The organism is Achromobacter sp. ACM05 (genome assembly GCF_019218915.1).
Classification (GTDB): Bacteria; Pseudomonadota; Gammaproteobacteria; order Burkholderiales; family Burkholderiaceae_B; genus Achromobacter; species Achromobacter animicus.
This window is the reverse complement of the sequence record NZ_JAHUWQ010000006.1, coordinates 43333-66030: the sequence shown is the minus strand read 5'-3', so window position 1 is coordinate 66030 and position 22698 is coordinate 43333. Positions and strand designations below refer to the sequence as shown.

The window sequence follows — 22698 nt, the reverse complement described above, 5'->3', positions numbered from 1 at the left end:
GTTTGGCGAATTTTTTTGCCTTTTTGGGGCGGCCCTTTATACCGGCGTGTCCTTGCCTACCTGTGAATGGCCGCGGCGACCGCCTGCGTGATCGTGAAGTCCACCAGATCACCTTCCTTCAACTGCTGAAGTTTTGCGCGCAGCGCCGGATCCCTGACCTGGATGGTGCGCCTGCCGCCTTGGGGGCCCTTCAGGATCACCAGGTTTGCGCTCCGGTTGATGTGCCAGATCTCGGCCGTGATCGTGGTCTGCCGGCCCACTGCGCCGCCGGGCATCGCGCCCTTGGCCGACCGTGTCGCGGCGGTCTCGGTCACGACTTCAGGCGCACCGGAACCGGCGGGACGCACGTCCACGGCCACCGACTCGTAATAGTCCAGCGTCAGCGTGTCGCCCGCCTTGATCTGCTTGAAGTTGCGGATGTCCGGTCCGGCCACGATGTCCACGGTATTGCCGTCGGCGCCGCGCAGGGTGATGGTCCGGCTGGCCTGGTCCACCGCCGTCACCTGGCCGGAGGCCGTCGTCAGTGCCGCCCCGATCACGCGCGCGGGCGCCTCGGTGGGCAACGCCAGCGCTCCCGCCAGCAATCCCGCCATCGCCAGGCGCGCAACGGGTGAGAAGACTGATTTTTGGTTCTTCATGGTTTGCACACTCCAGTTAAACGACTTTTTGTGGGGAAAAAGCGGAGTCAGGCAGGGGCGCGGCAACGCAGCCTGGATCTTCCGGGCGCTTGCAGCAAAGTCGAGGTGGCAGGAGGAGGCTGCCGCTTCATGGCGGCCAGCAAGGGCAGGGCGTAGCGTATTGCGCGGGTCGACATGAAATCCGATCTCTCCAATCAGATTGCTCTTCAGACGCACCAACTGCTCAAACGCATGACAACCGGGGTAGGCCGCAGATGTGGGCGCCGGCGAAACCGCGCGCTCAGCCTCGAACGCAATGATGCCGGGGGCACCTGCAGATCGAGCCGCAGCAGGGCTGGGCTCGTGCTTGTAGAATACCCGGATGTGGTGTTTTAGGATACAAATCGCACCGCATCACAGATTCTTCGGCACTCGCATTTGCCAGCAGGCTCCTTTCAGTGCTAGAATTTCCCGTTTTTCACAACTAATTCAAGGGATTACCTATGGTGGTGATTCGCCTGGCCCGCGGTGGGTCCAAGAAGCGTCCGTTCTACAACCTGGTGGCCACCGATTCGCGTAACCGTCGCGACGGCCGTTTTATCGAGCGCGTGGGTTTTTACAACCCCGTGGCTAGCGAAGGCACGGAAAACCTGCGCATTGCGCTGGATCGCGTGCAGTACTGGACCGGCACCGGCGCGCAACTGTCGCCCGCCGTCGAGCGTCTGGTCAAGGAATACTCGGCCAAGGTTTCCGCCGCGGCCTAATTGCCCGCGACGCACATCCTTAGCTGATTCTGGAGCAGCAGGTTTTTCCACGCTTAGAGCCTCGCGCTTGAAAGCGGATATTCCTGGCTGCTTCATTGCTATCCAAGCCTGATAAAGAGCACGATAAATGCCTGATGCCGCAACCTCAAACGCGGCGCCTACGGATTTGGTCGAGCTGGGCCGCATCACTGCAGCCTACGGTGTGAAAGGCTGGGTTAAAGTGCAGCCGCATTCGGCCAACGCCGAAGTGCTGCTCTCAGCGTCTCAATGGTGGTTGACTCGCCCTGTGCCTGAATTGGCGCGGGGCGCTGTCGCGTCTGCGCCTGTCGCATTCAAGATCTTGCAAGTCCGTTCGCAGGGAGCCACCGTGGTGGCGCAACTGCAGGGCATCACGGATCGCGACCAGGCCGAAGCGTTGCGCGGACATACCGTGCAAGCGCCGCGCGGATCATTTCCCGCGCCCGAGGAAGACGAATACTACTGGGTTGATCTCATTGGTTGCGCGCTGTACTCCAGCGCCAACGGCGAACCCGCCCGAATTGGCGTGGTCAGCGAGGTCCTCGACAACGGCGCTCACGCCGTGTTGAAGGTCCTGCTGCAGAAGGGTGAAGGCGAAAGCCCCGAACCCGTCCTGGACGCCAAGGGCCGACCCGCCGAAATGCTTGTGCCGTTCGTACGCGCGCATATCCACGCCGTTGATCTGGCTGCCCGCCGCATCGACAGCGACTGGCCCGCGGATTTTTGATGCGTATCGACGTCGTTACGCTATTTCCCGAAATGTTCGGGGTGGTGCGCGACCTCGGCGTCACCGGCCGGGCCCACGCCCATGGCCGGTGGCAGCTTCATGCCTGGAATCCCCGCGATTTCACGCATGACGTACATCGCACCGTGGACGACCGCCCCTATGGCGGCGGCCCCGGCATGGTGATGATGCCGGGCCCGTTGGAAGCCGCCGTCAATGCCGCCCAGCAGGCGCGCGCCGGACAGGGCCTGGGTCCCGCCCCGGTGGCGCTGCTTGCGCCGGTCGGCCGGCGCTATGACCAGGCGGGCGCCGAAGCCTTGGCTGCCAGCGATGGCCTCATTCTCATCTGCGGCCGCTACGAAGGTGTGGACCAGCGCTTCATTGATCGCTGCGTCACGCAGGAAATCTCGCTCGGCGACTTCGTCCTCTCCGGTGGTGAAATCGCGGCGCTTGCCGTAATCGATGCCGCCGTGCGTCTTTTGCCAGGCGTGCTCAACGACGGCGATTCCGCCCTGCAGGATTCCTTCAACGACACCTTGTCCGGCCTGCTGGACAGCCCGCACTACACGCGCCCGGAAGTCTACGAGGGCGAAGCGGTGCCGGCGCCGCTGCTAAGCGGCCATCACGCCAATATCGCGCGCTGGCGGCGCGAGCGGTCGCTGGCGTTGACTGCCGCACGCCGGCCCGAACTCATCGAATCGGCGCGCGCGAAAGGCTGGCTGAGCAAGCTGGACGAGCGCTATCTGGCCGAGTTGGCCGGCACGCCGTTGCCTGCGGAGCCGGGCACAAGACGCCGTCGCCCGCGCAAGCCCGCCGCGGATGCCGCGCCCACGGGGCAGAACCAGCCCGACACCACCCCGGATTCCAGCCCCGATCCCAAGCCCAATTCGTCCGACGCTTCCTGACGGTAGCGCCGGCCCGCCACGCCCACAACGCTAGGGAAGTCCCTGGATTGTGGGCGTTTTTGCGGCTCCTTAGTATTGAAAATTACATGCACATGAAATTTTCATATGAGCCGCTCTGCCGCCGTTCGCCGTGCCAGCGCAGCACCCTCGTCGCCCGCCCACGCGCAGCGGCCGGAGTCGGCCGTCGATCTGTGGCTGGGTCAGCAGTTGCGTCAGTTGCGCAAGCAACAGGGACGGTCGCTGGCTGACGTCGCCCGGGCCTGCGGCATGTCGCTCGGCCTGCTGAGCCAGATCGAAAGAGGGTTGAGCTCGGCCTCCGTCAAAGTCCTTCATCTCCTGGCGCGCGAGTTTCGCGTGTCGGTCAATGCGTTGTTGCGCAACGCCGAGCATACCGGCGGCGAAGAGGATGGCCGCGTAGCCCGCGCGGGCACGCACCGCCATATCGACCTGAAGGAAAAGGGCATCAGCAAAGAGATGTTCACGCCCGCGGCCTGCCGCAGCATGGACCTGTGCCGCGCATCCATCGCGCCCGGCGGCTCCACCGGCACCGAGCTCTTCGTGACGGGGCAGGGCGAGCAGATCGGCCTGGTGCTCAAGGGCGTGCTCGAACTGTGGGTGGGCGACCGCGTCATCCGCCTGCAAGCGGGCGACAGCTTTTGCTACGCCAGCAGCACGCCGCGCCGCTGGTGCAATCCGGGGACGCAGACGACCGAGGTCATCTGGGCCATCTCCAACATCACTCAAGCCGCGGAGGACAACACGCCACAAGCGCCCTGAGCGCGCAGCACTCAAGCGGCGGAACGCGCGGGGAGCGTGCCGCCACCGGACGCGTCACGCGCGGCCCGGCCTTCTTTGCCACGATGAGGATATGTCATGAAATTCAAGACTCTTGTTGTCTCTGTATTCGCAGCATTGTCCATGGCGGCGGGCGCCCAAGCCCAGACGGTATTGAAGGTGGGGTCCACGCCCACCGGCAGCCCATTCACCTTTCTCGACACCAAGACGAACAGCATCGAGGGCGTGATGGTCGATATCGTGAAAGCGGTGGGCAAGGAGGCCGGTTTCTCGGTGCAGATCGAGCCCATGGCATTTTCCGCGCTGATCGGATCGCTGACATCCAAGCGCATCGACATCGTGTCGGCGGCGATGTTCATCACGCCGCAGCGCCAGCAGGTGGTGAGTTTTTCCGAGCCCGTCTATCGCTACGGCGAGGGCCTGATGGTGCTCAAGACCGACAACAAGGAATACAAGTCCTTCGCCGATATGAAGGGCATGACCGTCGGCGTGCAGGTCGGCACTGCCTTTGTCGAGCCCATTCAAAAGAGCGGCGTCTTCAAGGAAGTGAAGCTTTACGACAACCCGCCAGACATGATGCGCGACGCCAACGCCGGCCGCATCCAGGGCGGCTTCATGGACTATCCCATCGCCGCGTACGTCCTGTCGCAGGGCAACTATCCCAACCTGAAGATGGCGCAGTCGTACCAGCCGACGATCATGGGAAGCCTTGGGCTTGCCACGCGCAAGGACGACACCGAGCTGCTTGATCGGATCAACAAGGCGCTGGTCAAGCTGAAAGCCGACGGCGCCATCGACGCGATCCTGAAGAAGTGGGGCCTGGGCGGCGCGTGATGCCGGTCGGGCCGCCTCAGTTCAAGCATTTGCAGCATCCCGCCGGCGCGTTCGGTCGCGTCGGCGGACGCAGCGCATCCGCGGCACTTCTCTGGCCGTTTCCCAAGCGGTCATCGCGGGCTGTCTTCTCGGAGCGGGTGGACTCATGACGGAATTCTTGAAAGACGCGGCAGAGTTCATGCCGATCCTGCTGGAGGGCGCCAAGCTTACCATTCTGGTCACGCTGGGTTCCCTTGCGCTGTCCACGGTGCTGGGCCTGGTATGGGCGTTGATGCGGGTGTCCGGCAACAAGTATCTGTCGGGCTTCAGCGCGGGCCTTGTCAATCTGTTGCGCGGCATTCCGATCATCGTGCTGCTCTTCTACATCTACTTCGTGATGCCGGACATGGGCGTGTCGCTGAGCGCCGTGCATGCGGCCATCATCGGCCTGGGCATCGCCTATTCGGCCTATCAGGCGGAGAACTTCCGCGCCGGCATCCAGGCGATCGACCGAGGTCAGATCGAGGCGGCGATGGCCATGGGCATGGGTTGGGGCCTGACGATGCGGCGCGTCGTGCTGCCGCAGGCCGTCAAGATCGTCCTGCCGCCGTACGGCAACATCATGATCATGATGCTGAAGGACTCGTCGCAGGCGTCCACCATTACCGTCGCCGAGCTGGCGCTGCAAGGCAAGCTCATCGCCGTATCCACCTTCAAGAACGCCACGGTGTTCACGCTGGTGGCGCTGATGTACCTGGTGATGTGCGTGCCGCTCATCCTGCTGGTGCGGCATCTGGAAAAGCGGAGCGCCATCAAATGATCAGCCTGCAAGGCGTAAGGAAGAGCTTTGGTCCGCTCGAGGTCCTGAAGGGCATCGACGCCGAAGTCGAGCAGGGCGAGGTCGTGTGTGTGGTGGGTCCGTCCGGCTCGGGCAAGTCGACCATCCTGCGGTGCATCAACGGACTGGAACGCTACAACGCCGGTCGCATCACCGTGGACGGCGAGCTCGTCGATTGCGATGCGCCTTCCATCGTGTCGATCCGCACGCAGGTGGCGATGGTGTTCCAGCGCTTTAACCTGTTTCCGCATCGCACGGCGCTGGAAAACGTCATCGAAGGCCCGATCTTCGTGAAGAAGGAACCTCGCGCCCAGGCGGTGGAGCGCGGCCGCGAATTGCTGGCCAGCGTGGGGCTGGCGGACAAGGAGCACGCGCATCCGAATCAGCTATCCGGCGGCCAGCAGCAGCGCGTGGCGATCGCGCGGGCGCTCGCGATGCAACCCAAGGCGATCCTGTTCGACGAGCCCACCTCGGCGCTCGATCCCGAACTGGTCGGCGATGTGCTGGGCGTCATGCGCAAGCTGGCCGAGGCCGGCATGACGATGGTCGTCGTCACCCACGAAATGAGCTTTGCGCGCGAGGTCGCCGACCGTGTCATGTTCTTTGACGGCGGCGTCATGGTGGAGCAGGGCGCCGCCCGCGAAGTGCTGAATCATCCGCAGCATCCGCGCACGCAGGACTTCCTGCGGCGCGTGCTGCATCCCATGTAAGGAAGGAAGCCCCATGCAGCCAGCGCCGTTTCCGCTTTCCCCGTCACTGTGGGCGGCCACCGCGGCGCCGCCGCCGCCCACCGGGCCGCTGGACGCGTCCGCGCAGGCCGATGTCGCCGTGATCGGTGGCGGCTATGCCGGCTTGTCCACCGCGTTGCACCTGGCCGAGCGCGGTGTGAAGGTCGTACTGCTGGAGGCGCGCGAGATTGGCTTCGGCGGATCGGGCCGCAACGGCGGTCAGGTCATTCCCGGTTTGAAGTACGACCCGGATGATCTGATTTCGATGTTCGGCCCCGAGCGCGGCGAGCGGCTGACACGGTTTGCCGGCGCGACGGCGGACGTGGTTTTTGACCTGATCGAACGGCATGCGATGGACGTGCCGCGCGTGCGCGCCGGATGGATCCAGGGCGCGCACACGCCGCAGGCGCTTCGCATCGCGCAAGGCCGCGCGGCGCAATGGGCGCGCCTTGGTGTGGACGCCCAGCCGCTGGACCGCGCGCAGGTCGCGCGCCTGATCGGCGCGGACAAATACCTGGGCGGATGGGTCGACCGGCGGGCAGGGGCGGTGCAGCCGCTGAGTTACGCGCGGGGCCTGGCGCGCGCCGCGCTGAATGCGGGCGCGACGCTGCACACCGACACGCCTGTCACCGGTCTGAGGCGTGACGGCGGCAAGTGGACGGTGTCCACGGCTCGCGGTCCCTCGGTCAGCGCCGATCGCGTGGTGATGTGCACCAATGCCTACGGCGGCGATCTGTGGCCCGGTCTCAAGCCGTCCATCATCGACGCCAACACGTTCCAGGTGGCAACCGCGCCGCTGCCGGACCGCGTCCGCGCGGGCATATTCCCCGAGGGCCACGTCACTTCCGACACGCGCAATCTGTTGCTGTACTTTCGTCTGGATCACCAGGGCCGCTTGCTGATGGGTGGCCGCGGTCCGTTCCGCGAGCCCAAGGGCGAGTCGGACTGGGCGCATCTTGAGCGCGTGATGGTGAAGATGTTTCCGCAGGTGGCGGGCACGCCCTTTGAATTCCGCTGGTGCGGCCGGGTTGCCGTCACGCGCGACTATCTGCCGCATCTGCATGCGCCGCAGCCCGGGTTGCTGGTGGACATCGGCTGTCAGGGCCGCGGCGTCGGCTTGCAGACCTGCATGGGCGCGGCCATGGCCGAATACGTCGCCACCGGCGATGCCAATGCGTTGCCCGTGCCGCTGTCGCCGATCGTGCCGTTTCCGCTGTATCCGCTCCGCCGCCTGTACGTCAATGCGGTGGTGAGCTGGTATCGGATGACGGACGGCGGGGTTTGAGGAACGGCCGCGTCCGCGACCCGATCCCCGCCAACCCCATCAAAAAACAACCCCCCAAAACAAAAACCCCGCAACGGTGTCCGGGGTTTCTGGGCTTCACATCAGGCGCTGGGATCAGTCGCCCAGCTTGGCGCGCTGCTCCTGCACCTTCTGCAGGGTTTCGCTGAACTGCGCCATGCGGGCCTTTTCCTGCTCGACGACGGCAGCGGGCGCGCGTTCGACGAAGCTGGCGTTGGACAGCTTGCCCTTGGCCTTGGCGATTTCACCGGCCAGACGGGCGATTTCCTTGTCCAGGCGCACGCGCTCGGCGGCCACGTCGACTTCAACGTGCAGCATCAGGCGGCTGCTGCCCACGACCTGCACCGGCGCACCGGCGTCGGGCAGCACGTCCAGCACGTCGACCTGGCTCAACTTGGCCAGCGCGGCCAGGTACGGCGCGTTGCGCGTCAGCATCGGCGCGTCGCCCTGGGCGCACAGCGGCACCTTCTGGGCGGGCGACAGGCTCATCTCGCCGCGCAGCGCGCGCACGGCTTCGACCTGCGCCTTCAGTTCGGCCACGTCGGCTTCGGCGGCGGTGTCCACCGCATCCGGGTTGGCCTTCGGGTAGGGCTGCACGCTGACGCTGGCGGCAACGCCTTCCTTGCGCTTGCCGGCCACGACAGACACCTTCTGCCACAGCTCTTCCGTGATGAACGGGATGATCGGGTGGGCCAGGCGCAGCACGCATTCCAGGACGCGGATCAGCGTGCGGCGGGTGCCCAGTTGCTGGGCCGGCGTGCCGGTCTGGATCTGCACCTTGGCCAGTTCCAGATACCAGTCGCAGTATTCGTCCCACACGTAGCGATAGAGCGCGTTGGCGATGTTGTCGAAACGGTAGTCGGCAAAACCGCGCGCCACGTCGGCTTCCAGCGTCTGCATCTGGCTGATGATCCAGCGGTCCACGAAGGACAGCTCGCCGGCATCCGGCACTGTCAGGTCATGGCCTTCGGTGTTCATCAGCACGAAGCGCGTGGCGTTCCAGAGCTTGTTGCAAAAATTGCGGTAGCCCTCGCAACGCTTCAGGTCGAAGTTGATGTTGCGGCCCAGCGTGGCGTAGGCCGCCATGGTGAAGCGCAGCGCGTCGGTGCCGTAGGCGGGAATGCCGTCCGGGTACTGGCGGCGCGTAGCCTTTTCGATCGCGCCGGCCTGCTTCGGATTCATCAGGCCGTAGGTGCGCTTGGCGACCAGGCCGTCCAGGTCGATGCCGTCGATCAGGTCCACCGGGTCCAGCGTGTTGCCCTTGGACTTGCTCATCTTCTGGCCGTCGGCGTCGCGGATGAGACCGTGCACGTAGACGTGCTTGAACGGGATCTGGCCGGTCAGGTGCGTGGTCAGCATGACCATGCGCGCCACCCAGAAGAAGATGATGTCAAAGCCCGTGACCAGGACGCTGGAGGGCAGGTAACGCTGCAGGTCCGGCGTGTTTTCCGGCCAGCCCAGCGTCGTGAAAGGTACCAGGCCCGACGAGAACCACGTGTCCAGCACGTCGGGATCGCGCGTGAGCGGACCGGTGACGCCAGCGGCGCGCGCCTGTTCGATCGCGCCGGCTTCGTCGTGGGCGACGAACACCTGGCCGTCTTCCGAGTACCAGGCCGGAATCTGGTGGCCCCACCAGAGCTGGCGCGAAATGCACCAGTCCTGGATGTTGTTGAGCCACTGGTTGTAGATGGTGGTCCAGTTGTCCGGGTAGAACTGGATGCGGCCGTCGGCCACGACTTCCAGCGCGACCTCGGTGATGCTCTTGCCCGGGTTCAGCGTGCCTTCCGGCGCGGGCTTGCTCATGGCAACGAACCACTGGTCGGTCAGCATGGGCTCGAGCACGACGCCGGTGCGGTCGCCCTTGGGCTGCATCATCTTGTGCGGCTCGACCTTAACCAGATAGCCCTCGGTCTCCAGTTGCGCAACCACGGCCTTGCGGGCCTCGTAGCGTTCCATGCCCTGGAACTGCTGGGGACCGTTTTCGTTGATGTGCGCGTCCAGCGTGAAGATCACGATCAGGGGCAGATCGTGGCGCATCGCGCAGGCGTAGTCGTTGAAGTCGTGAGCGCCCGTGATCTTCACGCAGCCCGTGCCGAATTCGGGGTCGACGAAGTCGTCTGCAATGATGGGAATGTTGCGGTCGCAAAGCGGCAGTTCGACCTGCTTGCCCACCAGGTGCTTGTAGCGGGGATCATCGGGATGCACGCAAAGCGCGCCGTCGGCCAGCATGGTTTCCGGACGGGTCGTGGCGATGGTCATGCCGCGCAGGGTGACGGTCTGGCCATCCTTGTCGACGATGGTCTGCGGGCCGTCAACGAACGGGTACAGGATGTGCCACATGTGGCCATCGGTCTCTTCGGACTGCACTTCCAGGTCGGACACGGCCGTGAGCAGCTTGGGATCCCAGTTGACCAGGCGCTTGCCGCGATAGATCAGTCCCTGTTTATGCAGACGGACAAAGGTTTCCACCACGCCGCGCGACATGCGGTCGTCCATGGTGAAGTATTCGCGCGGCCAGTCGGCCGAGGCGCCCAGGCGGCGCACCTGCCCGGTGATGGCGCTGCCCGACTTTTCCTTCCATTCCCACACTTTCTCGACGAACTTCTCGCGGCCCAGGTCGTGGCGCGAAACCTTTTGGGCGTCGAGCTGTCTTTCAACGACGATCTGCGTGGCGATGCCGGCGTGGTCGGTGCCGGGAATGAACACGGTGTCGTCGCCCGACATGCGGTGGTAGCGCACCAGCCCGTCCATGATGGTCTGGTTGAACGCGTGGCCCATGTGCAGGGTGCCCGTGACGTTGGGCGGCGGGAACTGGACGACGTACGGCTGGCTTTCCGTCCCCGTTTCCACATGCTGGCCCGCGGCGAAGTACCCGCGCTTGTCCCACTCGGCATACCAGCGGGATTCCAGTTCGGAGGGTTCGAAGCTCTTCGAGAGTTCCGGGGTTTCGCCGGCGATGGGCGCGGCGTTCGGGGGAGCAGCTTGAGTCATTACTAAGTTCCGGCAGACAGGGGCGCCCGGGTAGGGAGCGGGCAGCAAACCGCTCATTTTAAGATGTATTGCGGTCTTCTCGGCGTGTTAGAATGCCGGGTTGCTGTAAACCTTTTAGAAGTCCCTGAATTCATTGAGGATTCCTTCGGAAATGCGTGCAGAATCATCGGATTCGCGTGCAACCGGAATCCCGCTTGCATTCCAGGATGCGTCCGACAGGTCGGCAGTGTCGAATCCTGTTTTGGCGGTGGTTCAGAACGGCCCGAGCCCCGCCAAGCAATTAACTAGAAACCCGTCAGAAATCAGTTTTCGGAGTCTTTTATGTCCATCCAACGCACCCTCTCGATCATCAAGCCCGACGCCGTCGCCAAGAACGTGATCGGCCAGATCGTCGGCCGTTTCGAGCAAGCCGGCCTGAAGGTCATCGCCGCCCGCCTGACCCAACTGTCGCGCGCCGACGCCGAGCGTTTCTACGCCGTGCACGCCGCCCGTCCCTTCTTCAAGGACCTGGTCGACTTCATGATCTCGGGCCCCGTGTTCGTGCAAGTGCTGGAAGGCGAAGACGCCATCCAGAAGAACCGCGACCTGATGGGCGCCACGGACCCCAAGAAGGCTGAAGCCGGCACCATCCGCGCCGATTTCGCCGACAGCATCGATGCCAACGCCGTCCACGGCTCCGACGCTCCGGAAACGGCCGCTGTCGAAGTGGCTTTCTTCTTCCCCGAAATCAACATCCACAGCCGTTAATTTTTGGCTTAAGTTGTTGAAAGCGCTTTAAGTTTTACCTGGTTATGGAATCCGTCGAACGAATCAATCTGCTGGGGCTGGACGGCTCCGCCCTGTCCGAATTGGTCGGGCAGTGGGGCGGCAAGCCGTTTCGTGCCCGCCAGTTGCAGCGCTGGATGCACCAGCGCGGCGCCGATTCGTTCGACGCCATGACCGATCTGGCCCGCGATTTTCGCAGCCAGCTTGCGTCGCATTGCCGCATCGAGGCATTGCCCGTCAACATCGAGCAGCGCTCGACCGACGGCACCCGCAAGTGGCTGTTTGACGTGGGGCAGGGCAACGCCATCGAAACCGTCTTCATCCCCGAAGACGACCGCGGCACACTGTGCATTTCCAGCCAGGCCGGCTGCGTGGTGAACTGCCGGTTCTGCTCGACCGGCCACCAGGGCTTCAACCGCAACCTGAAGACCAGCGAAATCATCGGCCAGTTGTGGTGGGCCAAGCGCGTGCTCGAAGCCGACATCGGCACGGCCCGCCTTGAAAGCGCCCGCGCCACCGAAGACACGCGCGTCATCAGCAACGTCGTCATGATGGGCATGGGCGAACCCCTGCTCAACTACGACCAGGTCCTGCCCGCGTTGCGCCTGATGCTCGACGACAACGCGTATGGCCTGTCGCGCCGCCGCGTCACCGTGTCCACCTCCGGCGTCGTCCCCATGATGGACCGCCTGTCGCAAGACTGTCCCGTGGCACTGGCCGTTTCGCTGCACGCGCCCAACGACGCGCTGCGCGACGAGCTCGTGCCGCTGAACAAGAAATACCCGCTGAAAGAGTTGCTGGCTGCCTGCGAACGCTATCTCGCGTTTGCGCCCCGCGACTTCATCACGTTTGAATACTGCATGCTGGACGGCATCAACGACACCGACCAGCACGCCAAGGAACTGATCCACATTGCACGCCAGGTGCGCTGCAAGCTGAACCTCATCCCGTTCAACCCATTCCCCGCCTCCGGCCTGAAGCGATCGGCCTCGGCGCGGGTGAAGGTGTTTGCCCAACGTCTCATGGACGCCGGCATCATCACCACGGTCCGCAAGACCCGGGGCGACGACATCGATGCGGCTTGCGGCCAGCTGGCCGGAGAGGTGCGGGACCGCACTCGGATCACCGAGCGCAATGCCGCACAGCGCCAGACCATACCAATTAAACAGGTGCACGCATGACGCAGGATTTCGCTTCTGCAGTTTCCGACTCGTCCGCCGCCGCGGTGGGCAGCGTGGGCGCCGCCTTGCGCGGCCTGCGCCTATCCAAGGGCTGGTCGCTCGACGAGGTCTCCAGCCGCATCAAGTTTTCCACCAAGCAGATCGAAGCCCTTGAAAACGAACAGTGGGATCACCTGCCCACCGGCGTTTCCTTGCGCGGCCTCGTCCGCAACTATGCACGCCTGCTGGGCGCCGACGCCGAGGCCATCGTCGATTCGCTCGACCCCAAGGCCCGCGTCACCGGCCCGGCCAAGCTCAGCCCCAGTTCGCTGCATTCGGCGCATTCCATTCCCCAATCCAGCGCCGACGACGACCGCTCGTCCACGACGTCCTGGGGCTGGCTGATCGCCATCGTGCTGGTGCTGGCCGCCGGCGTGGCATATGCCTTCTGGCAAGGTTGGCTGCCGCAGCAGTGGCTGCCGGCCGACTGGCTGCCGAAGTCGACCAAGTAACACGGTTCCACCCGATGCAAGATTCTTCTCTGCCTTGCCAGGACGCGCCGCCTCCCCCGGTGGGAGCCGCAGCGCGCCGCGCCACGCGTTCCGTGGCGATCAAGTGGGGTGATCGCGTCGTGACGGTGGGCGGAGACGCCCCGGTCGTGGTCCAGTCCATGACCAACACCGACACCGCGGACGCCATCGCCACCGCGATCCAGGTCAAGGAGCTGGCGCTGGCCGGCTCCGAGCTCGTGCGCATCACCGTGAACACGCCGGAAGCCGCCCGCGAGGTCGTCGCCATCCGCGAACAGCTCGACCGCATGGGCGTGAACGTGCCGCTGGTGGGCGACTTCCACTACAACGGCCACAAGCTGCTGACGCAGTTTCCGGAATGCGCCCAGGCGCTGTCCAAATACCGCATCAACCCCGGCAACATGGGGGGCGGCAAGCGCCGCGACGACAACTTCGCGCAAATGATCGAAGTCGCCTGCCGCTACGACAAGCCGGTGCGCATCGGCGTCAACTGGGGCAGCCTCGACCACGAACTCATGGCGCGCAAGATGGACGAAAACAGCCGGCGCGCCCAGCCTTGGGAAGCGCAGGCCGTCATGCGCGATGCGCTCGTTGTTTCGGCCATCAGCAATGCCCAGCGCGCCGAAGAACTCGGCCTGCGGCGCGACGCGATCATCCTGTCGTGCAAGGTCAGCCATGTCCAGGATCTCATCGCGGTCTACCGTGATCTGTCCGCCCGTTGCGACTATCCCCTGCATCTTGGCCTGACCGAGGCGGGCATGGGCAGCAAGGGCATCGTGGCTTCGACCGCCGCGCTTGCCGTGCTGATGCAGCAAGGCATCGGCGACACCATCCGCATTTCGCTCACGCCTGAACCCGGCGGCGAGCGCAGCCGCGAAGCCATCGTCGCGCAGGAAATCCTGCAGACCATGGGACTGCGCGCCTTCACGCCCATGGTCGTCGCCTGCCCGGGCTGCGGCCGCACCAGCAGCACGTTCTTCCAGGAACTTGCCGACAGCATCCAGTCGTTCCTGCGCCGGCAGATGCCGGTGTGGCGCGCGCAATACCCCGGCGTCGAATCCATGAACGTCGCGGTGATGGGCTGTGTGGTCAATGGGCCGGGCGAAAGCCGTCATGCCGACATCGGCATCAGCCTGCCGGGTACCGGCGAAGTGCCGGCCGCGCCGGTGTTCGTCGACGGCGAGCGTACGGTGACGCTCAAGGGCGACCATATCGCCGAAGAGTTCCAGGCCATCGTTGAAGAATACGTTGCGCGCCGTTATGGCGCGCTCGCCTCTCACTAAAGTAAGGGTGTAGCCACTGGCGCGCGTCTCGGGCGCGCCCGTGGCATGATCAAGATGACTCAAGCTTTCCAGAAAGTCGCCGCCATACGCGGCATGAATGATCTGCTGCCGGGGGCTAGCGCCCGCTGGGAGCAATTCGAGGAAATCGTGCGCGGCTGGCTGCGCGGCTACGGCTATCGCAATGTGCGCACGCCGGTGCTTGAGCATACGCGCCTGTTTGCGCGCGGTATCGGCGAAGTCACCGACATCGTCGAAAAAGAGATGTACACGTTCACCGACGCGCTCAACGGCGAATCGCTGACCATGCGCCCCGAGATGACCGCCGGCATCGTGCGCGCCTCCATCGAGCACAACCTGCTCTACGACCGTCCGCAACGCGTCTACTCCATCGGTCCCGTCTTCCGCCACGAGCGCCCGCAGCGCGGCCGCTACCGTCAGTTCCACCAGATCGACGTCGAGGCCCTTGGCTTTGCCGGTCCCGATGTGGACGCGGAACTCATCGTCATGCTGGCCCGCCTCTGGAAGCTGCTGGGCCTGAAGGACGTGCGCCTTGAACTCAATTCGCTGGGCCAACCCGCTGAGCGCGCCGCGCACCGCGCTGCCCTGATCCAGCATCTGGAAAAGCACCGCGACATCCTCGACGAGGACGGCCAGCGCCGCATGTACAGCAATCCGCTGCGCGTGCTGGACACCAAGAACCCCGCCATGCAGGAAATGGCCGACAGCGCGCCGCGCCTGTTCGACTTCCTGGGCGAAGAGTCCCGCGCGCACTTCGACGGCGTGTGCCAGCGCCTCACCGACGCCGGCATCGAATACCGCTTGAACCCGCGTCTGGTCCGCGGCCTGGACTACTACAACCTCACCGTCTTCGAATGGGTCACCGACCGTCTCGGTTCCCAAGGCACGGTTTGCGGCGGCGGCCGCTACGACGGCCTGGTCGAACTCTTGGGCGGCAAGACCGCGCCGGCCGTGGGCTTTGCCATCGGCATGGAGCGTCTGCTCGACCTCTGGGAACAAAGCGTTGAAATCGCCGCGCCGGCCGAGTGCGATGTCTACATCGTGCATCAGGGCGAAGACGCGCAGCGCCTGGCTGCCCGGGTCGGCGAAGACCTGCGCGACGCGGGCCTCTCGGTCATCGTGCATGCCGGATCCGCAGGCTTCAAGTCGCAATTCAAGCGCGCGGACGCCAGCGGCGCCCGCGTTGCGGTTATCCTTGGCGCCGACGAAGTGGCGTCGCAGACGGCCAGCGTCAAGTTCCTGCGCGCAGAAGAGCAGGGCGAGGCGGCGCAGCAACGGGTTCCGCTGGCAAAGCTGGCCGACGCATTGAACAACAAGGGTTAAGGCATGGCATACGATCTTGAAGAACAGGAAAAACTCGACGCGATCAAGGCGTGGTGGGCCCGCTATGGGACGCTGCTGCTGGCCCTGACGACGGTGGTGCTCCTGGCTTGGGGCGGCTGGTGGGGCTGGAAGGCGTACGAATCGCATCAGGCCAACCAGGCCATGGGTTACTTCGAAGCGCTGGAAGACGCCGCTCGCCTGGGCGGCGCCGATTCCTCGGTGCGCATCAAGACAGCCGCCTCGACGCTGCGCGAAAAATATCCCAACACCGGCTATGCCGCGCGCGGCGCCCTTGTGGCGGCGCAGGCTCTGCAGGCGCAAAAGGACGACGCCGGCGCCCGCGAACAGCTCGAATGGCTGGCTGGCCAAGGCAAGAACCCCGCCATGCAAGCCGTGGCGCGCCTGCGCTTGGCAGGCATGATGCTGGACCAGAAGCAATACGACGCCGCGCTGGCGCAGTTGAACAATCCGCCGGCCGCCTTTGCCGCCTTGTTCGCTGACCGCCGCGGCGACGTGCTGGCTGCGCAAGGCAAGCGCGAGGAAGCGCGCGCGGCCTGGCAGAGCGCCATTGATGGCCTGGGCCTGGCCAATCCCCTGACCCAGGTTGTGCAACTGAAACTGGATGCCTTGAGCGGAGCGTGACTGTAATGCGTAAATTTGCACCTGGCCGTACGTGGCGCGGCGCCGTTCTGCTGGCAAGCCTGCTTGCCCTGGGTGGTTGCGGCATGTTTTCCCATGACGACGGCCGTTACGATCCCGCGCCCTTGACCGAATACAAGGCCGGCATGTCCGTGCGCCAGGTCTGGTCCACGTCCATCGGCAGCGGCTCCGGCCTGGGCTTCGCGCCCACCGTGCTCGGCGACGCCATCTATGCCGCGACGCCTGACGGCTCCGTCGGCAAGTTCGATCTGCAGAGCGGCCGTGTCATCTGGAAGGCCAAGGCCGACACCAAATTGTCTGCCGGCGCCGGCAGCGATGGCACGACCACCGCCGTGGCGTCCCCCAACGGCGACGTCATCGCCTTCGACGACACCGGCAAGGTGAAATGGAAGGTCCGCGCCACCAGCGACGTCGCCATCCCGCCGGTTGTCGGCTACGGCATCGTCGTTGTTCGCAGCGGCGACTATCGCATCCAGGCCTTCGACGCCAACAGCGGCGAGCGCGTCTGGAGCGTGCAGCGTCCCGGCCCCTCGCTCGCCTTGCGCAGCGTTGCGCAGATGGTCCTGGCCGAAGGCCTGGTCATCACGGGTCTGCCTGGCGGCAAGCTCCTTGCCATCGCGTCCAACAGCGGCAACGTGCAATGGGAAGGCACCGTCGCCACGCCGCGCGGCGCTGGCGACCTGGAGCGCCTGACCGACGTGGTCGGCGCGCCTCGCATCGCCGGCAACCTGCTGTGCGCCGTCGCTTATCAGGGACGTATCGTTTGCTTCGATGTCACCGCCGGCGGCCGTCCGCTCTGGACGAAAGACTTCTCCAGCGTCAGCGGTCTCACTCTGGACGACCGCTTCGCCTTTTCCGCCGACCAGAACAGCGTGGTCAACGCGTTTGCGCTGGATAATGGCGGTAATCTCTGGAAGCAGGCCGCCCTGAAGAACCGCCAGGTCACCGCTCCGGCTATGCTGGGGGGTGCGCTGGCTGTCGGCGATCTGGACGGATATGTGCATTTCCTGTCGCGCAGCGATGGCAGCCTGATGGCGCGTCTGTCGGTGGGTGGCGGCGCGGTCGTGTCGCCGCCGCAGACGACGCCCCAAGGCGTGCTGGTCCAGACGGGCAATGGCAATCTCGTCCTGATCGGCACCAACTGAACCTTATAAAACAAAGCCTTTTACCGTGTCTTTCAAGCCTGTCGTTGCCCTGGTCGGCCGCCCCAATGTGGGGAAATCGACCCTCTTCAACCGCCTGACGCGATCGCGCGCCGCGCTGGTGGCCGACTATTCCGGCCTGACCCGCGATCGCCATTACGGCGAGGGCAGGGTGGGCGATATTCCGTTCATCGCCATCGATACCGGCGGCTTCGAGCCCGTGGCCAAGGACGGCATCCTGCTCGAAATGGCCCGCCAGACCCGGCAGGCCATCGCCGAGGCGGACGTCGTCGTGTTCCTGGTGGATGCGCGCGCGGGCATCAACGCGCACGACCACGAAATTGCGCAACTGCTGCGCAAATCCGGCCAGCAGCGCGTGCTGCTGGCGGTGAACAAGGCCGAAGGCATGGGACTTGGGCCCGCCATCGCCGAGTTCCATGAACTCGGCCTGGGCCAGCCCTATCCGATTTCGGCGGCGCACGGCGACGGCATCGTCGACCTGATCGAGCTCGCGCTCAAGGATCTGGCCGAACCGCCTGCCGAAGAAGAACCCGCCGAAGAAGGCGAACACGATCATCGCATCAAGCTGGCGATCGTGGGCCGTCCCAACGTGGGCAAGTCCACGCTCATCAACACGTTCATGGGCGAAGAACGCGTCATCGCGTTCGACATGCCAGGCACCACGCGCGACGCGATCGAAATCGATTTCGATCGCGACGGCCGTCGCTACACGCTCATCGACACCGCCGGTCTGCGCAAGCGCGGCAAGGTGTTCGAGGCCGTCGAAAAGTTTTCCGTCATCAAGACCTTGCAGGCCATCGAGGCCAGCAACGTGGTGCTGCTGATGCTCGACGCGCAAACCGAAATCTCCGAGCAGGACGCGCACATCGCCGGGTTCGTGCTGGAAACCGGGCGTGCCGTGGTCGTGGCCGTCAACAAGTGGGATGGCCTGGACGGCGAAGAAAAGGAACGCATCGAGCGCGAGTTCAACCGCAAGCTGCGCTTCCTGTCGTTCGCTCGCGTCCACACGATCTCGGCGCTGCGCGGGCAGGGCATCAAGCCCTTGCTCAAGTCCATCAATGCCGCACACGCCGCCGCGTTTGCCAAGCTGTCCACGCCCAAGCTCACGCGCGAGCTGCAAGCCGCGGTCGAACAGCAGCAGCCGCCGCGCAAGGGCATCTTCCGTCCCAAGTTGCGCTACGCGCACCAGGGCGGACAGAACCCGCCGCTGGTCGTCATCCACGGCAATGCGCTGGACGCGATTCCCGACTCGTACCGCCGGTACCTCGAAACGCGTTTCCGCAATGCGTTCGACCTGGCCGGTACGCCGCTGCGCATTGAATTCAAGTCTTCGCACAACCCCTACACGCAGGAAAGCTGATCCATGAGCCGTTTCTGGAGTCCCGTTGTTGGGACGCTCAGTCCGTATGTGCCGGGCGAGCAGCCCAAGCTTCAGAATCTGGTCAAGCTGAACACCAACGAGCATCCTTACGGGCCGTCGCCCAAGGTGCTCGATGCGATCCGCGCGGCCTGCGACGATACGCTCAAGCTCTATCCGGATCCGTCCTCGGACCGCCTGCGCGAGGCCATCGCAACGGCCGTCGGCGCGCAGCCGCAGCAGGTGTTCGTGGGCAACGGATCCGACGAGGTGCTGGCGCACGCATTTCTTGCGCTGCTCAAGCATGATCGCCCGCTGCGGTTCCCGGACATCACCTATAGCTTCTACCCGGTGTATTGCGGCCTGTACGGCATCGAGTTCGAAACGATGCCGCTCACCGCGGACTTCCGCATCGACGTCGAAGACTACCTGCCGGCGCGCCACGGTCAGGCCGGCGCCATCATCTTCCCGAACCCCAATGCCCCCACCGGCCGCGCACTCAGCGCCGCCGAAGTCGAACGCATCGTCGCCGGCAACCCTGACACGGTCGTCGTCGTCGACGAGGCGTACGTGGATTTCGGCGCCGAATCGGTGATCCCGCTGGTCTCGCGCTACGACAACCTGCTGGTGGTGCAGACGCTTTCCAAGTCGCGCTCGCTGGCCGGTTTGCGCGTGGGCTTTGCCGTGGGCAGCGCCGCGCTCATCGACGGCCTGGAGCGGGTAAAGAACAGTTTCAACTCCTACCCCATCGATCGGCTGGCGTCCGCCGGCGCAGTGGCGGCGCTGGAGGATACGGAGTATTTTGAGCAGACCCGCAACGCCGTGATCGAAACCCGGTCGCGCATGACCGCAGGGCTGGAGTCGCTGGGCTTCGAGGTGCTCCCGTCGGCGGCGAACTTCGTGTTCGCACGCCACCCGGAAAAAGACGCCGCGACGCTCGCCGCCGCCCTGCGTGAACGCAGCATCATCGTGCGTCATTTCCGTCATGCTCGGATCGAACAATTCCTGCGCATCACGGTGGGTACGGAAGGCCAATGCGACATGCTTCTGCAAGCGCTCGACGAGATCCTGCAGGCGTGATTTCAGAGGCTTTTCAGCTGGAAAACTCTGGTCTCATTTTTGCTTCCCGGCCAAGTAGCACGGGCCGGGAAAACCCTGTAGAGTACGTGTTTCGGCGTGCTCCACCAGTACAAAAAGCGCGTCATCACTCAATAACAATCAAATGGAGCCTGGCCAATGAGCAATAAAGGGCAAACTCTGCAAGATCCGTTCCTCAACACGCTGCGCAAGGATCATGTGCCCGTGTCGATCTACCTCGTGAACGGCATCAAGCTTCAAGGGCAAATCGAATCCTTCGACCAATACGTGGTGCTGCTGCGCAATACGGTCACCCAAATGGTCTACAAGCACGCCATCTCGACCGTCGTCCCCGCGCGTGCCGTCAATTTTCAAGTGGAAGTCCCTGCTGAGTAATCTCGCTCCAGCTTTACCTTTTATTGCCCGCCAGACGGTTCCCGTCGGCGGGCATTTTCGCTTTGGCTCGAATATGGTGCATGTATGCGCGCTCTGATCATCAGTGTGGATCTCGGTGATCCGGACTTCACGGCGCACGCCGAGGAATTCGCCATGCTGGCCAAGGGCGCGGGCGCCGAAATCGTCGGCACCCTGACGGCCCGCCGCGATCGTCCCGACGCCAAGTTCTTCATCGGCTCCGGCAAGGCCGACGAGGGCGTCGCGATGGCGCAGGCGCTGCTCGCCGATATCGTCCTTTTCGATCAGCCTTTGTCGCCCGCCCAACAACGCAACCTTGAACGCGCCTTCAACCTGCGCGTGGTGGATCGCGTGGCGCTCATTCTTGATATCTTCGCGCTGCGCGCAAAGAGCCACGAAGGCAAGCTGCAGGTCGAACTGGCCCAGCTCCAGCATCTGGCCACGCGCCTCACGCGCATGTGGAGTCACCTGGAGCGGCAGCGTGGCGGCATCGGGATGCGAGGCCCCGGCGAATCCCAGCTCGAAATGGACCGCCGCATGATCGGCGCCAAGGTCAAGACGCTGCGCGAACGGCTCGACAAAGTCGAGCGCCAGCGCATCACCCAACGGCGCGCCCGCGCGCGGGGTGGGGCGCTGTCGGTGTCCCTGGTCGGCTATACCAACGCCGGCAAGTCGACGCTGTTCAACGCGCTGACCCGGGCCGACGCCTACGCCGCCGACCAGCTCTTTGCCACGCTGGACACGACGACGCGCCGCATCTGGATCGAAGGCGCCGGATCGGTGGTGGTGTCAGACACCGTGGGCTTCATCCGCGACCTGCCTCACAACCTTATTGCTGCCTTCCGGGCCACCCTCGAAGAAACCGTGCACGCCGACCTGCTGCTGCATGTGGTGGACTCGGCCAGCCCGCAGCGGGATGAGCAGATTTTCGAAGTGAACAAGGTCCTCGCCGAAATAGGCGCTGCCGCGATTCCAACCATTCTGGTATACAACAAGATCGACCGGGCGGGATTGGAACCGCGGGTGGAGCGCGATGCACATGGTACGATTGCGCGAGTATTTGTAAGCGCCACCGAGCGCGCCGGTTTGGATGCGTTGCGCGGGGCAATTGCGGAGACCGGACAGATTGTGGGAAACAATGCCGCGAATTATCAAACTCTTCAATCTGAATGACCCCGGTTGGGGTCGTGGAAACAACAATGGCTCCGAGCCGCCGCCCAAGCGGCCCCAAGGCAACGGAGACGGCCCTCCTGACCTGGACGAGGTCTGGCGCGATTTCAACAATCGCATCGGGAACCTGTTCGGGCGCAAGGGCGGTGGCGGCAATAACCGCCCCGGCAACCGTGGCGGCATGACGCCGCCATCCCCGCGCGGCACACGCATCGGCCTGGGCGTCATTGCTCTGGTCGCGGCGGGCATCTGGCTGGCCAGCGGCTTTTACATCGTGCAAGAAGGCCAGGTCGCGGTCGTGACCCAATTCGGCAAATACAAGAGCACGTCGCAAGCCGGTTTCCAGTGGCGTCTGCCGTACCCCATTCAAAGCCATGAAATCGTCAACGTGTCGCAACTGCGCACGTTCGAAGTCGGATTCCGTGGCGGCGCGCGCAACAAGGTTCTGCCCGAAGCGCTGATGCTCACGACGGACGAGAACATCGTCGATATGCAGTTCGTCGTCCAGTACCGCCTGAAGGCAGACGGCGCGCCCGACTATCTCTTCAAGACGCGCGACCCGGACGAGTCCGTGCGCCAGGCATCCGAAACCGCCATGCGCGAAGTCGTGGGCAAACAGTCGATGGACTTCGTGCTGTACGAAGGGCGTACGACGGTGGCTTCCCAAGTCCAGGCGCTGATGCAGCAGATCCTCGATCGCTACCAGACGGGCGTGCAGATCAGTACTGTCGCCATCCAGAACGTGCAGCCGCCCGAGCAGGTGCAGGCCGCGTTCGACGACGCCGTCAAGGCCGGTCAGGATCGCGAGCGCCAGATCAACGAAGGCCAGGCCTACGCCAATCAGGTCGTGCCGCTGGCCAGCGGTCAGGCATCGCGCATGACGGAACAGGCTGAAGGTTACAAGGCCAAGGTCGTCGGCGATGCGCAAGGTAATACGTCGCGCTTCACCAGCATCCTGGGCGAATACGAAAAGTCGCCTCAAGTCATGCGCCAGCGCATGTACCTGGAAAGCATGCAGGACATCTTCACCCGCGCCAGCAAGGTCATGGTCGACACCAAGAGCAACAACAACATGTTGTATTTGCCCCTGGACAAGATCATGCATCTGGCCGCTCAGGACGCAGGCAAGTCGAACATCGGCAGCTCTGGCTCGCCCGTGTCCAATGCACCTGTCCAGCAGCCTCCGCGCGGTACGGCCGCGCCGGTGCCGCAGCCTTCCGGCAGCAGCAATAGCAACACGCTGCCTCGCGACCGTATGTCGCGCTAATCCGGAGGAGTCCTG

The 22698-nt window shown here is 64.4% G+C and carries 22 protein-coding genes; 20 read left to right on the top strand and 2 right to left on the bottom strand.

The genetic code is table 11. The features are described 5' to 3' along the window. Positions 1-56: 56 nt before the first annotated feature. Positions 57-638, bottom strand: coding sequence for a hypothetical protein (locus KW836_RS27360; RefSeq protein ID WP_175125045.1), 582 nt, complete (start codon positions 636-638; stop codon positions 57-59). A gap of 482 nt (positions 639-1120) precedes the next feature. On the opposite strand from KW836_RS27360, the gene rpsP reads away from it, so the two are divergent. The 8 genes from rpsP to KW836_RS27320 all read left to right on the top strand — a co-directional run bounded on the left by rpsP (position 1121) and on the right by KW836_RS27320 (position 7487). Then, complete coding sequence (gene rpsP / locus KW836_RS27355; protein ID WP_008165084.1) at positions 1121-1381, top strand: 30S ribosomal protein S16; 261 nt, start codon at positions 1121-1123, stop codon at positions 1379-1381. Between the two features lie 127 nt (positions 1382-1508). After that, complete coding sequence (gene rimM / locus KW836_RS27350) at positions 1509-2126, top strand: ribosome maturation factor RimM (protein WP_175125044.1); 618 nt, start codon at positions 1509-1511, stop codon at positions 2124-2126. Then, a complete protein-coding gene (trmD, locus tag KW836_RS27345; protein WP_255596368.1) occupies positions 2126-3028 on the top strand; it encodes a tRNA (guanosine(37)-N1)-methyltransferase TrmD in 903 nt (300 codons plus the stop codon). The genes rimM and trmD overlap by 1 nt, the downstream gene beginning before the upstream one ends. A 105-nt stretch (positions 3029-3133) precedes the next feature. Then, complete coding sequence (locus tag KW836_RS27340; RefSeq protein ID WP_218345281.1) at positions 3134-3805, top strand: helix-turn-helix domain-containing protein; 672 nt, start codon at positions 3134-3136, stop codon at positions 3803-3805. A gap of 96 nt (positions 3806-3901) precedes the next feature. Next, positions 3902-4657 carry an ABC transporter substrate-binding protein gene (locus KW836_RS27335; RefSeq protein ID WP_218345280.1) on the top strand — a complete coding sequence of 252 codons (756 nt, stop codon included), beginning with the start codon at positions 3902-3904 and terminating at the stop codon, positions 4655-4657. Positions 4658-4802: 145 nt separating this feature from the next. Beyond that, complete coding sequence (locus tag KW836_RS27330) at positions 4803-5456, top strand: amino acid ABC transporter permease (protein WP_175125042.1); 654 nt, start codon at positions 4803-4805, stop codon at positions 5454-5456. Continuing rightward, positions 5453-6184 (top strand): amino acid ABC transporter ATP-binding protein, encoded by a 732-nt coding sequence (locus KW836_RS27325; protein WP_175139245.1) that lies wholly within the window; start codon positions 5453-5455, stop codon positions 6182-6184. Before KW836_RS27330 ends, KW836_RS27325 begins: the two co-directional genes overlap by 4 nt. Positions 6185-6197: 13 nt before the next feature. Next, positions 6198-7487 carry an FAD-binding oxidoreductase gene (locus KW836_RS27320; RefSeq protein WP_218345279.1) on the top strand — a complete coding sequence of 430 codons (1290 nt, stop codon included), beginning with the start codon at positions 6198-6200 and terminating at the stop codon, positions 7485-7487. A gap of 114 nt (positions 7488-7601) precedes the next feature. Here the strand turns inward: KW836_RS27320 and KW836_RS27315 are convergent, their stop codons facing one another. Continuing rightward, entirely contained in the window at positions 7602-10496 is a 2895-nt protein-coding gene (locus tag KW836_RS27315; protein WP_175139243.1) for a valine--tRNA ligase, read from the bottom strand. 321 nt (positions 10497-10817) lie between these two features. Between KW836_RS27315 and ndk the strand changes: the two genes are divergently transcribed. The 12 genes from ndk (at position 10818) to hflK (ending at position 22683) form a co-directional block, all read left to right on the top strand. Further along, entirely contained in the window at positions 10818-11243 is a 426-nt protein-coding gene (gene ndk / locus KW836_RS27310; protein WP_175125038.1) for a nucleoside-diphosphate kinase, read from the top strand. A gap of 44 nt (positions 11244-11287) precedes the next feature. Further along, the gene (gene rlmN / locus KW836_RS27305; RefSeq protein ID WP_105238151.1) at positions 11288-12442 is read left to right on the top strand and encodes a 23S rRNA (adenine(2503)-C(2))-methyltransferase RlmN; all 1155 of its coding nucleotides are present in this window, start codon (positions 11288-11290) and stop codon (positions 12440-12442) included. Further along, on the top strand, positions 12439-12933 hold the full coding sequence (locus KW836_RS27300) for a helix-turn-helix transcriptional regulator (protein WP_175184960.1): 495 nt from the start codon (positions 12439-12441) through the stop codon (positions 12931-12933). The genes rlmN and KW836_RS27300 overlap by 4 nt, the downstream gene beginning before the upstream one ends. A 14-nt stretch (positions 12934-12947) precedes the next feature. Then, positions 12948-14234, top strand: a complete 1287-nt coding sequence (gene ispG, locus KW836_RS27295) for a flavodoxin-dependent (E)-4-hydroxy-3-methylbut-2-enyl-diphosphate synthase (RefSeq protein WP_175125035.1) — start codon at positions 12948-12950, stop codon at positions 14232-14234. 54 nt (positions 14235-14288) lie between these two features. Then, positions 14289-15575 carry a histidine--tRNA ligase gene (gene hisS / locus KW836_RS27290; protein WP_218345278.1) on the top strand — a complete coding sequence of 429 codons (1287 nt, stop codon included), beginning with the start codon at positions 14289-14291 and terminating at the stop codon, positions 15573-15575. A gap of 3 nt (positions 15576-15578) precedes the next feature. Next, positions 15579-16217 carry a tetratricopeptide repeat protein gene (locus KW836_RS27285; protein ID WP_175125033.1) on the top strand — a complete coding sequence of 213 codons (639 nt, stop codon included), beginning with the start codon at positions 15579-15581 and terminating at the stop codon, positions 16215-16217. Positions 16218-16222: 5 nt separating this feature from the next. Continuing rightward, complete coding sequence (gene bamB / locus KW836_RS27280; RefSeq protein ID WP_175125032.1) at positions 16223-17380, top strand: outer membrane protein assembly factor BamB; 1158 nt, start codon at positions 16223-16225, stop codon at positions 17378-17380. A 25-nt stretch (positions 17381-17405) separates the two neighbouring features. Next, positions 17406-18758, top strand: a complete 1353-nt coding sequence (gene der / locus KW836_RS27275; protein WP_105238156.1) for a ribosome biogenesis GTPase Der — start codon at positions 17406-17408, stop codon at positions 18756-18758. 3 nt (positions 18759-18761) lie between these two features. After that, positions 18762-19835, top strand: coding sequence for a histidinol-phosphate transaminase (hisC, locus tag KW836_RS27270; RefSeq protein ID WP_218345277.1), 1074 nt, complete (start codon positions 18762-18764; stop codon positions 19833-19835). A gap of 156 nt (positions 19836-19991) precedes the next feature. Then, positions 19992-20228: an RNA chaperone Hfq gene (gene hfq / locus KW836_RS27265; protein WP_006218585.1), complete on the top strand. Its 237-nt coding sequence runs from the start codon at positions 19992-19994 to the stop codon at positions 20226-20228. Between the two features lie 84 nt (positions 20229-20312). Next, complete coding sequence (hflX, locus tag KW836_RS27260; RefSeq protein WP_175125030.1) at positions 20313-21419, top strand: GTPase HflX; 1107 nt, start codon at positions 20313-20315, stop codon at positions 21417-21419. Then, positions 21385-22683, top strand: a complete 1299-nt coding sequence (gene hflK, locus KW836_RS27255; protein ID WP_175125029.1) for an FtsH protease activity modulator HflK — start codon at positions 21385-21387, stop codon at positions 22681-22683. Before hflX ends, hflK begins: the two co-directional genes overlap by 35 nt. The last annotated feature ends 15 nt before the right edge of the window (positions 22684-22698 follow it).

Coding starts and splice junctions, on each gene's coding strand:
- ndk (WP_175125038.1), top strand. CDS start 10,818: ATGTCCATCCAACGCACCCTCTCGATCATCAAGCCCGACGCCGTCGCC.
- KW836_RS27330 (WP_175125042.1), top strand. CDS start 4,803: ATGACGGAATTCTTGAAAGACGCGGCAGAGTTCATGCCGATCCTGCTG.
- rlmN (WP_105238151.1), top strand. CDS start 11,288: ATGGAATCCGTCGAACGAATCAATCTGCTGGGGCTGGACGGCTCCGCC.
- ispG (WP_175125035.1), top strand. CDS start 12,948: ATGCAAGATTCTTCTCTGCCTTGCCAGGACGCGCCGCCTCCCCCGGTG.
- hflK (WP_175125029.1), top strand. CDS start 21,385: ATGCCGCGAATTATCAAACTCTTCAATCTGAATGACCCCGGTTGGGGT.
- KW836_RS27335 (WP_218345280.1), top strand. CDS start 3,902: ATGAAATTCAAGACTCTTGTTGTCTCTGTATTCGCAGCATTGTCCATG.
- rpsP (WP_008165084.1), top strand. CDS start 1,121: ATGGTGGTGATTCGCCTGGCCCGCGGTGGGTCCAAGAAGCGTCCGTTC.
- KW836_RS27315 (WP_175139243.1), bottom strand. CDS start 10,496: ATGACTCAAGCTGCTCCCCCGAACGCCGCGCCCATCGCCGGCGAAACC.
- KW836_RS27340 (WP_218345281.1), top strand. CDS start 3,134: ATGAGCCGCTCTGCCGCCGTTCGCCGTGCCAGCGCAGCACCCTCGTCG.
- bamB (WP_175125032.1), top strand. CDS start 16,223: ATGCGTAAATTTGCACCTGGCCGTACGTGGCGCGGCGCCGTTCTGCTG.
- rimM (WP_175125044.1), top strand. CDS start 1,509: ATGCCTGATGCCGCAACCTCAAACGCGGCGCCTACGGATTTGGTCGAG.
- KW836_RS27320 (WP_218345279.1), top strand. CDS start 6,198: ATGCAGCCAGCGCCGTTTCCGCTTTCCCCGTCACTGTGGGCGGCCACC.
- hisS (WP_218345278.1), top strand. CDS start 14,289: ATGACTCAAGCTTTCCAGAAAGTCGCCGCCATACGCGGCATGAATGAT.
- KW836_RS27360 (WP_175125045.1), bottom strand. CDS start 638: ATGAAGAACCAAAAATCAGTCTTCTCACCCGTTGCGCGCCTGGCGATG.
- KW836_RS27285 (WP_175125033.1), top strand. CDS start 15,579: ATGGCATACGATCTTGAAGAACAGGAAAAACTCGACGCGATCAAGGCG.
- hfq (WP_006218585.1), top strand. CDS start 19,992: ATGAGCAATAAAGGGCAAACTCTGCAAGATCCGTTCCTCAACACGCTG.
- KW836_RS27300 (WP_175184960.1), top strand. CDS start 12,439: ATGACGCAGGATTTCGCTTCTGCAGTTTCCGACTCGTCCGCCGCCGCG.
- hisC (WP_218345277.1), top strand. CDS start 18,762: ATGAGCCGTTTCTGGAGTCCCGTTGTTGGGACGCTCAGTCCGTATGTG.
- hflX (WP_175125030.1), top strand. CDS start 20,313: ATGCGCGCTCTGATCATCAGTGTGGATCTCGGTGATCCGGACTTCACG.
- trmD (WP_255596368.1), top strand. CDS start 2,126: ATGCGTATCGACGTCGTTACGCTATTTCCCGAAATGTTCGGGGTGGTG.
- KW836_RS27325 (WP_175139245.1), top strand. CDS start 5,453: ATGATCAGCCTGCAAGGCGTAAGGAAGAGCTTTGGTCCGCTCGAGGTC.